9 protein-coding genes are annotated in these 12,749 nt (G+C 70.6%); 4 read left to right on the forward strand and 5 right to left on the reverse strand.

Annotation, left to right across the window (positions count from 1 at the left end; translation table 11 throughout):
- The first annotated feature begins 69 nt into the window (after positions 1-69).
- Complete coding sequence (locus tag AB0D53_RS16595; RefSeq protein ID WP_362446295.1) at positions 70-1,173, forward strand: peptidase C39 family protein; 1,104 nt, start codon at positions 70-72, stop codon at positions 1,171-1,173.
- A 320-nt stretch (positions 1,174-1,493) separates the two neighbouring features.
- Here the strand turns inward: AB0D53_RS16595 and AB0D53_RS16600 are convergent, their stop codons facing one another.
- Positions 1,494-4,223 carry a molybdopterin-dependent oxidoreductase gene (locus AB0D53_RS16600; protein ID WP_362446298.1) on the reverse strand — a complete coding sequence of 910 codons (2,730 nt, stop codon included), beginning with the start codon at positions 4,221-4,223 and terminating at the stop codon, positions 1,494-1,496.
- Positions 4,220-5,041: an FAD binding domain-containing protein gene (locus tag AB0D53_RS16605; protein WP_362446301.1), complete on the reverse strand. Its 822-nt coding sequence runs from the start codon at positions 5,039-5,041 to the stop codon at positions 4,220-4,222. Before AB0D53_RS16605 ends, AB0D53_RS16600 begins: the two co-directional genes overlap by 4 nt.
- A 221-nt stretch (positions 5,042-5,262) precedes the next feature.
- Here AB0D53_RS16605 and AB0D53_RS16610 point away from each other — a divergent pair, with 221 nt between their 5' ends.
- Positions 5,263-6,831, forward strand: a complete 1,569-nt coding sequence (locus AB0D53_RS16610; RefSeq protein ID WP_362446304.1) for a PucR family transcriptional regulator — start codon at positions 5,263-5,265, stop codon at positions 6,829-6,831.
- A gap of 150 nt (positions 6,832-6,981) precedes the next feature.
- Here the strand turns inward: AB0D53_RS16610 and AB0D53_RS16615 are convergent, their stop codons facing one another.
- Together AB0D53_RS16615 and AB0D53_RS16620 are read right to left on the reverse strand one after the other, a co-directional pair.
- Positions 6,982-8,562: a hypothetical protein gene (locus AB0D53_RS16615; protein ID WP_362446307.1), complete on the reverse strand. Its 1,581-nt coding sequence runs from the start codon at positions 8,560-8,562 to the stop codon at positions 6,982-6,984.
- A gap of 796 nt (positions 8,563-9,358) precedes the next feature.
- The gene (locus tag AB0D53_RS16620) at positions 9,359-9,835 is read right to left on the reverse strand and encodes a hypothetical protein (protein ID WP_362446310.1); all 477 of its coding nucleotides are present in this window, start codon (positions 9,833-9,835) and stop codon (positions 9,359-9,361) included.
- Positions 9,836-10,347: 512 nt separating this feature from the next.
- Here AB0D53_RS16620 and AB0D53_RS16625 point away from each other — a divergent pair.
- The gene (locus tag AB0D53_RS16625) at positions 10,348-11,271 is read left to right on the forward strand and encodes an EamA family transporter (RefSeq protein ID WP_362446313.1); all 924 of its coding nucleotides are present in this window, start codon (positions 10,348-10,350) and stop codon (positions 11,269-11,271) included.
- A gap of 79 nt (positions 11,272-11,350) precedes the next feature.
- Here AB0D53_RS16625 and AB0D53_RS16630 read toward each other — a convergent pair whose 3' ends face one another.
- Positions 11,351-11,509 (reverse strand): hypothetical protein, encoded by a 159-nt coding sequence (locus tag AB0D53_RS16630; RefSeq protein WP_362446316.1) that lies wholly within the window; start codon positions 11,507-11,509, stop codon positions 11,351-11,353.
- Positions 11,510-11,873: 364 nt separating this feature from the next.
- Between AB0D53_RS16630 and AB0D53_RS16635 the strand changes: the two genes are divergently transcribed.
- Positions 11,874-12,704 (forward strand): IclR family transcriptional regulator, encoded by an 831-nt coding sequence (locus tag AB0D53_RS16635; protein ID WP_218105514.1) that lies wholly within the window; start codon positions 11,874-11,876, stop codon positions 12,702-12,704.
- The last annotated feature ends 45 nt before the right edge of the window (positions 12,705-12,749 follow it).

The following is a 12,749-nucleotide window of genomic DNA, read 5'->3' on the forward strand; positions in this document are numbered from 1 at the left end:
CCACCGCCGCGGGGACCCGTGGCCGACGCCCCGTCCCTCGCCCCTCCCGCCGCACCGAGGAGTGCCGGAATGCCGCCTCACCAGGACACGTTCGTGAAGAGCACCGTCGTACCGTTCGATCCCGCCGGCCCGCCGGCCCCGCTGAGGAGGCTCGTCCACCACGGTGTGCCGGAACGCTGGCGATCGGTCGACCGCTCCGCCCACGCCCCGCACATCGTGGCCGTTCCGGGTGACGACGGCGACGACTGGGCCGCTGCCGCGCTCGTGACGGCACGCCCGCACACGGCCTATCTGAAGATCGTCGATGCCGTCGGTGACGTGCCGACAGCAGTCGAAGCCGTGGTCTCCCACGCACGCGACCGGGGGCTCGCACAGGTCAAGTGGGAAGGGTGGACGGTGGACCCCGAGGCCGCCGCAGCCCTCGGCTTCGTCCCGCTGAGCCTCCCGCTCACCCCTGCGGAGTCGGGCGGGCCCGGTGCCGGCTATCTGCGCGGGCTCCACGACGGTGAGGTGGCAGAGCCCCCGTACTACGGGCAGACGACGCACTTCACGTGCGGCGCCGTCACGGCCCTGGTCGCACAGGCGCACGCGGGGGAGCTGCCGCAGGAATCGTTCGACCGCCGGGCGGAGCTGTCGCTGTGGCGCGACGCGACGAACTTCCCCGCGTGCGAACCCGTCGGACTGGGCGTCGCCGTGCGTCGGGCCTGGCCGTCGTCTCCGGTCACCGTCTTCCTCGATACGGAACGGCCCGTCCTGCTCGACCAGTACCCGCAGGACGAGCAGGAGTGGCGCGCGGTGCTCCAGCGGACGTCGCGGGTGGAAGCCGGCCGGGCCGGTGTCCCGGTCGACTCGCGCCACCTGTCCATGACCGCGATCCGGAGCGCGCTCGGCCGAGGGGAGCACGTGCTGCTCCTGGTCTCGCTCGCCGATATGCAGGGGTTCGACGTACCGCACTGGGTGCTCTGCCACGGCGCCGTACCGGGCGCCCTGGTGATCGAGGACCCATGGACCCACACCGCCGCGGGGGACACCTGGGTCGACGCCCACCTGCTGCCCGTACCGGACCGGGCGCTCGACGCGATGTCGACGATCTCGCCGGACCGCTTCCGGGGTGCCGTGATCATCGGCTGCCCGGAGCGGGGCACCGCACCGCCGCCGGAGCCGGGCGCATGAGACCGTCACCGGCCGGTGACGGGCGTGTGCGGCACGGCCGGTGACGAGGACGTTCACCGCCGCGCACTCGACGGTCCTGCGCAATCCGCCCAGCGGAGGGGTGCTCCGCGGGGGCACCTCCGGCCTCGGTATCGCCGCCATGGACGGTTGCTCGGCCGCCCGGACCCACGACGGTCGTACGACGGCGCGGACACGGAGCCGTACATCGCGCCCGGCAACGACCCCCGGATGCCGAGCGCTGACAAGGCCGGGCATCGGCATCGTCGGTACTGGATCCCGGAGATCCGTCCCACCGACCGCGTGCGGGGGTTCGGCGGCTTCTACGGGGAACCGCTCACGCCGCGACCCGACAGCGCCAGCCATACCCGGTCGCGGGTGAGGGGGAGCCGGGTGAACCGGACGCCGGTCGCATCCCGCAGTGCGTTGGCGAAGGCGGGAGCGACCGGGTTGAAGGGGCTCTCGCTCATCGACTTGGCGCCGAGCGGCCCGATGGCGTCGGCCGTCTCCATGAAGTGGACCTCGGTGCGCGGGATGTCGGCGTACTGGGGGAGCCGGTAGCGGCGGAAGGCGGCCGTCTCGACCTCGCCCCGCCCGTCGATACGGACGTTCTCGAAGAGCGTGGCGCCCAGTGCCTGGGCGACGCCGCCCTCGACCTGGCCGCGGCACTGCATCGGGTTCATGACCTTGCCCGCGTCGGCGGCGTGCACGCTGCGCAGGATGCGGATCTCCCCGGTGTCCGGGTCCACGGCGATCCGGAACCACTGGGCGTTGAAGGCGACCGAGCGCGGGGTGCCGCCGAAGTGCCCGTCGGCGGCGAAGCCGACCCCGACCGCCTGCCCTGCTGCGTGCAGTTCCTTGAGCGTCAGGCGCCCGCCGGGGTGGAGCACCGCTTCCTCGGTGAGCCGGCACTCCGCGCGCGGGACGCCCAGGTGGGCGGCGGAGAAGTCGAGGAGCATGTCGGACAGGGCGCGCGAGGCGCGGAGGGTGGCCTTGCCCGCGACCACGACGCCCGTCGAGGCGAAGGCGCCCGTGTCGTGCCGTACGACGTCCGTGTCGGACTGGCGGACGGTGATGCGGTCGACGGTGGTGGCGAGTTCGCCCGCCGCGATCTGGCGGTGCACGGTGGTGGTGCCGTTTCCGAACTCCGCCGTACCGACGCCGAGTTCGAAGCTTCCGTCGGGCAGGAGGGTGGCCCGTGCGTCGGCGATGTGGCCGCCGGGCGGACCGGTGGCGATCATCGACAGGGCGGTGCCCTCGCCCACCAGCCAGCCCTCCGGGACGGGGACGGTGGCGGGCTCCGCCTGGGTGCGGCGGACGATGGCCAGGCATTGGTCGAGGCCGTAGCTGGCGATGTACAGATCCTCTTCCTCGCCGCCCGGGGTGATCATCGCCTCGCCCGGTCCGATGATGTTCTTCGCCTTGAACTCCAGCGGATCCATGCCGAGGTCACGGGCGAGTTCGTCGAGCGCGGACTCGACGGCGAACGTCACCTGCCCCAGGCCGTAGCCCCGGAAGGCGCCCGCAGGAACGGTATGGGTGTAGACGGAATAGGCGTCGACCTTCTTGTGCGGGGCGCGGTAGACGGCGGTCGACTCGCCGACGCTGTGGAACATCACCGCCGGGCCGTGGTTGCCGTACGCGCCCGTGTTCGACACGACCCGCAGTTGCAGCGCGGTCAGTGTGCCGTCCCGGCGGGCGCCGGCCTTCACACCGATGACGAAGGGGTGCCGGGTGGTCGCGCCGTAGAACTGCTCCGCACGTGTGTACTCCAGCTTCACGGGGCGGCGCAGCCGCAGTACGGCGAGGGCGACGACGTCCTCGACGAGCATCTCCTGCTTGCCGCCGAAACCACCGCCCACCCGGCCGGCCATGACACGGACCCTGTCGTGCGGGAGGTCGTACAGGGCGCACAGTGCACGGCGGGTCAGGAACGGGGTCTGGGTGCTGGAGCGGACGACGAGACGGTCGTCCTCGTCGAGCCAGGCTACGGCGCCGTGCGTCTCCAGACTGGCGTGCTGGACGCGCTGGGTGCGAAATGTCCTCTCGAGTACCGCGTCCGCCTCGGCGAAGCCCGCCTCGACGTCGCCGATCTCGCCGTGCGTCTCGCCCACGACGTTGTCGGCGGGACGTGAGATCCGGGCCGTCGAAGGGTCCTTGTCGTGCACGACCGGAGCGCCGGGCCGCATGGCCTCCTCCGGATCGAGCACGGCGGGCAGGACTTCGTACGCCACCTCCATGCGCCGGCAGCCCTCCTCCGCGGCGGCCTCGCTGTCGGCGACCACCGCCGCTACTCGCTGGCCGATGTGGCGGACGGTGTCGTCGAGGACGCGGGTGTCGTCCGGGTCCTCCTCGGGGTGCTCGTGGCGGGCGGTGGAGAAGTGCCGTTCGGGGGCGTCCTGATGGGTGAACACGGCATGGACGCCCGGCACGCGAAGGGCCGCCGCCGTGTCGATGGCGGTGATGCGGGCGTGGGCGTGCGGGGAGCGCAGCAGCTTCATGTGCAGCAGTCCGGGCACATCGATGTCGAAGGTGTAGCGGGCGGTGCCGGTGACGACCTGCGGCCCGGCCGGGGCGGGCAGACTGCGGCCGACGGACTCGCCGGCGTCGGGGGACTCGACGTGACACACCCCGCGCACCGAGTCCTCGATGGCCCGGTAGCCGGTGCAGCGGCACAGATTTCCCTTGAACGCCCGTGGAAGATCGGCGAGCTGGCCCTCGTCCAGTGCCGCCGTCGTCATCAGGAACCCGGCCGTGCAGAACCCGCACTGGAAGCCCTGGGCGTCGAGGAACCTCTGCTGCACAGGGTGGAGTTCACCTCCGGGCGAGGCCAGTCCCTCGACAGTGGTGACCGTGCGGCCGTCGGCGCGGAAGGCCGGGTACAGACAGCTGTGGACCGGCTCGCCGTCCACGTGGACCGTGCAGGCTCCGCAGTCCCCGGCGTCGCAGCCCTTCTTCACGCCGAACCAGCCGCGCTCGCGCAGATACGTGCGCAGACACTGCCCCGGGCGGGGCTCCTCCTCGAAGGGCCTTCCGTTGACTTCGACCTTCATCGTGTCGCCCCTCCGAGTTCCCGCCGGATCTCCTCCGCGAAACGGAACGTCATGTGCCGCCGCCACTCAGGCAGTCCGTGCATGTCGTCGAACCACTCGTCGTCGGCGACGGCGGAGTCGATGGCCGCACGCAGCCCGTCCCTGCTCGGAGGCAGCGGGAACCACAGCCGCACCGGGCGGACCGTCGCGGCCGTCACCGTGATCGCCAAGGAGCCGTCCAGGGGATCGAGCGTGCCGACGGCCAATGCCCCGGACCGCCCGAGCCCGTACAGCGACGCCTGCCGGAACGCCGTACGGCAGGCCGGCGCGCGGGCCGGGAGTGTGACGGAGCGCAGCAGCTCCCCCTCGGCGAGATCCTTGCGGCCGGCTCCCGTGACGAAGTCCGTGACCTTTACCCGGCGCCGGACGCCGTTCCGGGCCAGCAGCAGGCACTCTCCGTCCAGGGCCGCCGTCAGCGAGATCATCGGACCCGCCGGCAGCGCATTGCACAGATTGCCGCCCACCGTGGCCATGTTCCAGATCTTGAAGGAGGCCAGGAAGGCTCGGCAGCACTGCTCGAACAGTGGCGCCGCCTCGGCCTCCAGATTCTTCGCGAACCGGGACAGCTGGGCGATGGTGCAGGTGGCGGCGATCTCCACCGAGCCGTCCGGACGCAGCCGCACCGGGGGCCAGCCGGTCCGGCTCAGGTCCACCAGGCGTCGCAGGTGCGGCTGCGGTTCGGAGAAGAGATACGTACCGCCTCCGAGCCAGGCGTCACCCGGCCGCCAGGGCGACGGGATCCGTGCGTCCCGTATCTCCAACACCGTGTTCAGGTCCATGGCCGTCAGTGAAGCAGCGTGGACCGGCCGCGGACGACTGGTTCACGACACGGAAACACCGACGTTTCCGGCGCCTGCATTGGTGGATCAACCAAGAGGCATATCGCTCATTTGATCTGGCATCTACGATGCTGTGAATCGCATCCACCTGGTGAATAAGAGATGCTGGGTGCCGGGTCCTCCGCTGCTGGATCCGGCAGCCGTACGAGGAGCCGGAGCACATGCACGTCGAACATCTCCTGAGGGACGAGACCCTCGGCCTGCGCCTGTTGTGGTCCGAGCACGTACTGCTGGGACGACAGATCAGCGGGGTGACCGTCACCGATCTGGAAGACCCCACCCGCTTCGTACGGCCCGGCGAAGTCGTGCTCAGCGGGCTGGTGTGGTGGACGCCGGAGGGCGGCCGGGACAAGGCGGACCGGTTCGTGGCCGGGCTCAGGGACGCGGACGCGGCCGTGCTGCTGGCAGGCGAGGAGACGCACGGCGCAGTCCCCGACGACCTGATCGAGGCATGCGCCCGGTTCGGCATTCCGCTGGCCGCCGTGCCGGCCGACGTGATGTTCCGGGCCGTCACCGACACCGTCTACCTCCAGCAGTGGGGCGAGCTGAGCCACCACCACGCACTGCCGCAGAACGCACGGGCACGGCTGAGCCGCCTGGTTGCCCAGGACGCCGGACCGGACGCGATCGTCGCCGCGGCCTTCGCTCATGTGGACCGGGAGGTCGTTGCCTACGTCCTCACCCCGAGCGGCCGCACCGTCGCAGCCACCGGGGGCGGGGGCGAGCTCTCCGCGACACAGGCCGTCGGGCTGCTCGCCAACGGCACCGGTGCCACGGTCCCCGTCGACGCGGACGCCGCCTCTCCGTACGAGCGCTGGTACCTGTATCTGCCCGATCCCGGCGCCGTGCCACCGCGCATGCTCCACGAGGTTGCCGCGATCCTGGGGCGCTCCCAGGAGAAATGGTCCCACCGCAGGGCCGCCGATCATCAGGTGGCGGACGAACTGGGCGCGCTCCTTGCCGCCCCGGGGACGGAGCCGACCTCATTGGCGGCGGCGCTTCAGGGCTGCCGGCTTCCGGCCGAAGGACCGTACGGTGTGATCACCGCCGGCACCGGCACACGTCGGACGGGGCTGGCGGAAGGGGCGTTGGCGGAGGCGCTGGCTCATGCGGGGGCCGGGCCCTCGGCGATCGGACGCCTTCCCGACGGCACCGTGTTCGCGGTCGTCCACGGTGCCGTCGACGTGAGCGGGGTGTGGCCGCTCGTCGCTGCCTGCGAACCGTCCGTACCACTGCACGGTGGAAACGGACGACCTGCCGCCGAACCGCAGGACCTGGCCGGAGCGCTGGCCGAGGCCCGCTACGCCCTGAGCTCGGCCAGGAACACGGCCCCGGACGCCTCGATCCTCAGCGACACCACGTCCCTCTCCAGCCTCGACGCACTCCTCACCGGCGTGCCGTCCGAGGTCCGCACCGTCTACAGCCGCACCGTTCTGGGACCCCTGCTCGACGCCGCGAGCCCCTCTGCGGCGCCCCTCCTGGAAACGCTGAGGACCTTCCTCGCCTGCGACGGATCATGGGCGCGTACAGCGGAAGCCCTGCACCTGCATGTCAACACCGTCCACTACCGCATCCAGCGCATCGAACACTTCACCGGCCGCGATCTGTCCCGACTCGCCGACCGGCTCGACCTGTGGGCCGCCCTGCTCTGCAACACGGACCCGGGCGGTCGAGCCCCTGCGGGCACGCGGCACGCACCCTCGTCGACTGCACGTTCACGCGCGCGCTGACCGCGGGACGGAGTTCCCCGACCGCGGCCCGAGCCGGCCCGGCCCCGACGTACCGCGTTGCCGAACGCAACAGCACGTCCTTCGAGGAAGTGCTGTGGAAGGGCACCCCATGCCCGGTCCGGGGGACACCGAGCACTGACGGTGCCGCCCTCACCGGTTGCTGAAGGTCACCTCCTTCCCTTTCTCGTCGTAGTCGTAGTTGCCGGTGAAGCCCCAGTTCTTCCAGCCGCCGTCGCCCTTGTTGGTGATGGTTCCCCCGTCGATGGCGAACACGTCGACACCGTCCACCACTGCGAGGTGTTCGAGGCCGGAGACCTTGGTGAAGGAAAGGTTGTTGAACGACTTCGTCGCGATGATGTTCTTGCCGGGGAAGCTGCGGCTGTACTCGTCGATCAGCGAGTGAGTCAGCTCGGCGTCGTCGCCCGGCACCTTGCCGGTGTAGTCGGTGCCGGGGTAGGGGCCTCCGCCCGTGTATGTGGGCGTCTCGTCGTTGAAGTGCACCGTGCCCGATCCGACCGGGTAGGGGTCGGCGTCCAGGTCGGCCGGGTCCGGGGTGTCGAAGCCGACCTTCGAGCCGTCGCGGTCGAAGTTGCCGTACCAAGCCCAGTTGGTGTAGCCGCCGTCACCGTCGTTGCTGAACTCGCCTTTGTCGAAGACATAGATGTCGAAGACGGCTCGGCCCGATTCGATGGCGTCCCCCTGCTCGCCGTCGTGGTACTCGTTCGAGTTGAGCCGGTACCTGCCCTCGTGGACGAACGAATCCGGTTTCTCGATCCAGTGCGATTTCTGTTCCGAGTGCATCGCGACCACGTTGTAGTCCGGATAGCAGCGGCGCATGTCGTTCACGAGCATCCGCACCGCCTGGGTCGACCCCTCGTCGTCCAGCGGACTGTACGTGTTGTAGTACCGGCTCCGGTCGGGGGGTTCCTGTCCCTCGACCTGGCAGCCCTCGTCGCCGGGCTTCCAGCCCTCCTTCCGCCTGGGCTTCGACGGCTCCTTGAACGTGACCGTGCGGCGGTCCTCGCTGACGTCGTACACGCCACGGAACCCCCGGTTCTTCCATCCGAGTTCGGCGTCCTTCGCCCATGTGAACCTGCCGGTCTTGAACGCGTAGACGCGGTACGTCGTGCCGCTGATCCGGACGGTTTCGACCATCGCCGTACCGTCCATCTCCTGCAGATTGCCCTCGTGCGGCTGCGCGATGACGATGTTGTAGCTGGGGAGGCACCAGGCGAGGTCGGCAAGCGCCTGCTTGACCCGTTTCTCCTTGTTCTTCTCATTGCTGATCTTTTCGATGACGAAGTTGACCAGCCAGGAATACCCCCAGGCCGCCGTCTTGCCGAGAACGCCGCTGCCCGGAACGGATATCGACGACTGCGATTCCCGCGCCTCGAAGCACATGTCGGGAAGGGCGTTCACCGACTTGTCGGGGGATGTGCGGGCCGACTTGCTGACGGGCTCACCGGCTCCGTGCTCACCGGCTCCGCTGCGGCGGAGAGTGCCAGGCTTGACGGGGTCGTTCGGACCGGCCGGCCGATCCCCGACGACATCGTTGTCATCGGGGCAGTCGCCACCGCTCCCCGTCACCACACCGATGCGGCAGATCTGACGGTGAGCGAGCTCGGAGACATCGCCCCCGATGGCCGCGGCGGTGATCGCGCCAACCACGACCGCAACGATCCCCAACAGCGCCAAGTACTCGACCGCTGTCTGCCCTGTGCACGCGCTCATGCCCACACGTATTCGGTCGCTTCGTTTCACGTGTCACCTCGTCACGGTTCTCTTGTGTTACCGCGGCCGTCTGCCTGCCGGTGCCCGGACTGTACCGATGACAACGGGGCCCACGAGTAGGGTCCGGGGGCCTGTGGCATGGACCCAAATCCAGATCCATTCGGACAGGTGCGATCTGCGCCCCGGCAGAACGACAACCCGGAAGAACCACTGCCACGGCCCGCCGTGCGGGCCGACTCGTGGCCGCGTTCGGCTCGCCCCGGACGTCCGGCTCGGCCAGACGGAACTCCTTGTCGTGCTTCGGCGTCGCCCGGCCCGCCGCATCCGCGCCGAGCCGGGCGACCTGTGGGGCCGAAATACCACCTTCACCGTCGAGCGCAGCCCGTACGGCAAGGCGACCAGCCTCTGCTTTCACCGGTACCGCGACCCGACAGCGCTGCCACCGGCAGACTCCTGCATCGGGACCGCGAGTTCGCCGACGCACTCAACCGGCCGCTCCACACCGCCACGCCCAGCCGCATCACCATCGACCACGTCCTGCGCCACGAAGCCATGAACGAAGGGCTCACCCAGCTCGCATCGGCAGGCCTTCCGGACCTGCAACTCCCTTGTGTAAAGGACCACTTGTGACCAATCGACCAGCATCTCCCCGGTGTGCCGCCGCATGGGGTGGGCCTTCGGTCGACGCCCCTGTGACCGGCCTCTGCGGCTTCGGCCCCCTCCCGCCGCAAAGCACCGCCCGGCACGCGGCGGCCGGCCGAGCGGCTCGACCGGAACGTTGCCTGCTGCGGGAGAACTACCGGGACGCCCCGTCCGTGGACGGATCGGCGACCAGGCGGAAGAGGTCGCGCACCGGGTGCACGTCGACCGGGATGCTCGTCCCGACTTCGATGACCTCCTCCCCGGCGACGAGGTGGCTCGTGGTGAACGGCGGCCGGCCCGGCACGGCGACCAGCATCCGGACCCTGGTGCAGCGGTCGTCCTCACCGCACCACACGTGCTGTGCGGACGTGACCTTGCCCATGACGCGCACGCCGGCCGTGTCCAGGTCGCGCCACACGCGCTGGTCCCGCACGGTGCCGACGACGGCCAGGACCAGGACGGCCACGGTGAGAGGGGTCCAGACGAGGCCGGTCACGACGACGCCCAGCCTGTCGTCGTCGGGGACGTGCCCGCTGATGCCGGCCAGCAGGATCAGGGGTCCGGCACACACGACCAGGAGCCCGAGCACGGTCCAGAACGGTTGCTCGAAGAAGCCCGTCGGGCGATTCACCGGGCCTTCGGCCTCGGGGACCCCACCGCTCGTCACGGCGTGGCCCCGGGCCGTCCGTCGTACGCCGATGTCTCTCGCGCCATGGCCCCATTCTGGCAGAAGCACCGAACTGCCCGGTCCGGTAAGGCCGGAGAGAAATTGCGGCATCCGGCCCCCGATCGGTCACTTCGGACTCACGCTGCCCTTGGTGAGTGGGGCGACGCCCCGGCACAGTTCGCCCTTTCACCCTTGTCGGCCAGAGAGCCGGAGGAGTGCGCTGGGCACCGTCTGACGTCCGACCGGCCGTCAGCGCTGCCTGGGGGGCGGCCCGGCCCGCGCTTCGCGCCCGTCTCGGGCGGACCGGGCTGGAGGAAGCGCCGAAGTCGGCGCGACTGCCGGTAACGGAGTTGGTGTCTTCGTCCGGTAGGAAGGGCCACCGGCCACTGGCTAGCGTCGGGACCAGGACCTGCTGGGTGTTCCGCCGAGGCGTGCTGTGCCACGGATCCTGCCCGGCCTGCGGAATGAGAGAGCGTGTGACAGGCGCAGCGGGCAGACTTGGTCACGCCGTGCGGGGCGGCGGAGTGGTGCCTGTGCTGGCGGCGGCCGTGCTCTGGGGTACGGTCGGCCCCGCCCAGGTCCTCGCAGCAAGCAGTGCGTCGCCGGTGGCGATCGGTGCGTGCCGGATGCTTCTCGGCGGTCTCGTCCTGGGACTGTTCACCGCGAGGCAAGCAGGCGTGCGGACCTTGTGGCAGTGCAACACCCGCTGGTGGACGTGGGTGAGCATCCTGGTCACGGCGGTCTTCCAAGTGTGCTTCCTGGAGGCGGTGGCCCGTACTGGTGCCGCCCTGGCCACCGCCGTCGCTTTCGGGACCGTCCCGGCTGTGACGGGGGTGTGCGGACGAGCCCTGGCCGGTGAACGGTTCGGCGGAGCGTGGTTCTGCGGCAGCGTGTGCGCGCTCGGCGGGATCGTACTGCTTCTCGTTCCGGCCGACGGGGCACCGGCCGACGGCGTGGGCGTGCTGCTCGGGATGATCGCCGGAGCTGCCTTCGGCGTGTACGTCGCGGCGACCAAACAGCTCGGGGACCGGGGCGCGGACACCGCTGCCGCAGCCCCGACAAGTGTGTTCTGCGCGGGAATCCTGGTCTCACCCTGGGCCTTCGCCCACCCGGACGGGCTCGCCGAGCCACGTTCCCTGGTACTGATCGGCTGGTTGGCCCTGGCCACGACGGCTCTGGGCTATCTGCTGTTCACCTGGGGCGTGGCACGAATCAGTGGGGCGACAGCCGGCACGCTCAGCCTGGCGGAACCGCTGGTCTCCACGGTGCTGGGGGTCGTGCTGCTGGGAGAGCGGCCGGGCCCGTCGGCGGTGGCCGGAGCGGTGCTTCTTCTCGGCGGGCTCGTCCTGGTCTCCGTACCGGCCCTGCGCCACGGCCGGTACGTGTCCTCGGGAGGGTGACCGCGGTCGGCCCGGGCCGGGGCCGGCTTCTCACGGGCTTGTGGACCGGGGCGGGCAGGGGCAGTTGTGGGCCGGCCTGTCAGGGCACCGTCACGCTGACGGTCTGCGGTCCCACGGCGGGGGCCGGGCGCTCGGTGAACAGTTCGGCGTCGAGTCCACCGCGGCTGGTGACGTCGACTTCGGTGGCGATGTTGCTGATGTGGTCGCGGACGGTGTGAGGGGCGATGCGGTCGGGCACATCGGTGTCGCATACGCGCAGCTGTGGCCGGACCAGGCCGGACGATGCAACATTCGGGCGGTGATCACCTGCGAGTGACCGGACACGATGACCGGTGCCGGCGGGCGCCCGGACCGGCCGTGGCCGAGCGGGATGCCCACCGGCTGGAACCACGGGTCGCACCGTGCGAGCTCCGCGATCTCCGCGAGATGCGTCCTCCGCCTCCGGAAAAGAGGCCGTGCGTACGTCTTCACTGAGCTCTGGGGGCGCTGTTACATTCCGGAAAACAAGAATTCATTTCAGTCTGTGACTGGAGGCACCCATGACGGCTGTCCAAGATGCTCCTCACGTGCATGCGCCGGTTCGTCGCGAGTTGCCACCGTCGATGGTCGAGCGGGTGACGCTGATCATGGACGTCTTCGAGGGCCGTACGGCCAGGCTCTCGCTGGAGGAAGTGGCCCGGTCCACGCAGCTGCCCAGGTCGACTGCGCACCGGATTCTCGACCAGTTGGTACGGCTGCGCTGGCTCGAACACACCGGCCTCGGGTACGGACTCGGGCGCCGCGCCCTCGGCTTCGGCGGAGGGGACGGCGCGCACGGCAGGATCCGCGAGGCCGCGGCGGCCAGGCTGCACCACCTGCAGATCCAGACCGGCCTGGTCGTTCATCTGGCCGTCCTGGACGGGGCGGAGGTGAACTATCTGGACAAGGTCGGCGGCCGCTTCGCCGCGGCCGTGCCCTCCCGGGTCGGCGGCCGGGCCCCCGCCCATTCGACCGCGCTCGGCAAGGCCATGCTGGCCTGGCTCGAACCGGAGGACGTCGAGGCCAGGGCCGCCGAGTCCATCGGCCGCCTGACGCAGCGCACCATCGCCGACGTAGGCACCCTGCACCAGGAACTCAACCGCATCAGGCGCCGCCACGGCCTCGCCTTCGAGCGGGGCGAGTGCTTCCCGGACATCGCCTGCGTCGCCGCCGCCGTCCGCGGGCCCGAGGGGCCGGTCGCCGCGATCTCGCTGGTGGGGGATGCCTGGTCCCCGCTGGAGAAGGTGGCTCCGCTGGTCGTGGACGCGGCGCGGCAGGTGTCCCGCGAGTTGTTCCCCGAGCCGGAGACGCCGGTCAGAGCGGCGCGCCGGCCGGCGGCCGTGCCCGGGGAGACGTGGTCCCCGCAGGCCATGGACCGGCTGCTCGCCGTGGGGCAGTACGGCGACTGGCAGTAGATCCCGCGGAGGCGAGGGGCTCCTGTATACGACCGGGGCCCGCCG

This window comes from Streptomyces sp. NPDC048295, from assembly GCF_040652135.1.
GTDB lineage: Bacteria > Actinomycetota > Actinomycetes > Streptomycetales > Streptomycetaceae > Streptomyces.

Excerpts from the sequence above, each read along its gene's own strand:
- AB0D53_RS16615 (WP_362446307.1), bottom strand. The coding sequence starts at position 8,562 with ATGAGCGCGTGCACAGGGCAGACAGCGGTCGAGTACTTGGCGCTGTTG.
- AB0D53_RS16595 (WP_362446295.1), top strand. The coding sequence starts at position 70 with ATGCCGCCTCACCAGGACACGTTCGTGAAGAGCACCGTCGTACCGTTC.
- AB0D53_RS16610 (WP_362446304.1), top strand. The coding sequence starts at position 5,263 with ATGCACGTCGAACATCTCCTGAGGGACGAGACCCTCGGCCTGCGCCTG.
- AB0D53_RS16635 (WP_218105514.1), top strand. The coding sequence starts at position 11,874 with ATGGTCGAGCGGGTGACGCTGATCATGGACGTCTTCGAGGGCCGTACG.
- AB0D53_RS16600 (WP_362446298.1), bottom strand. The coding sequence starts at position 4,223 with ATGAAGGTCGAAGTCAACGGAAGGCCCTTCGAGGAGGAGCCCCGCCCG.
- AB0D53_RS16605 (WP_362446301.1), bottom strand. The coding sequence starts at position 5,041 with ATGGACCTGAACACGGTGTTGGAGATACGGGACGCACGGATCCCGTCG.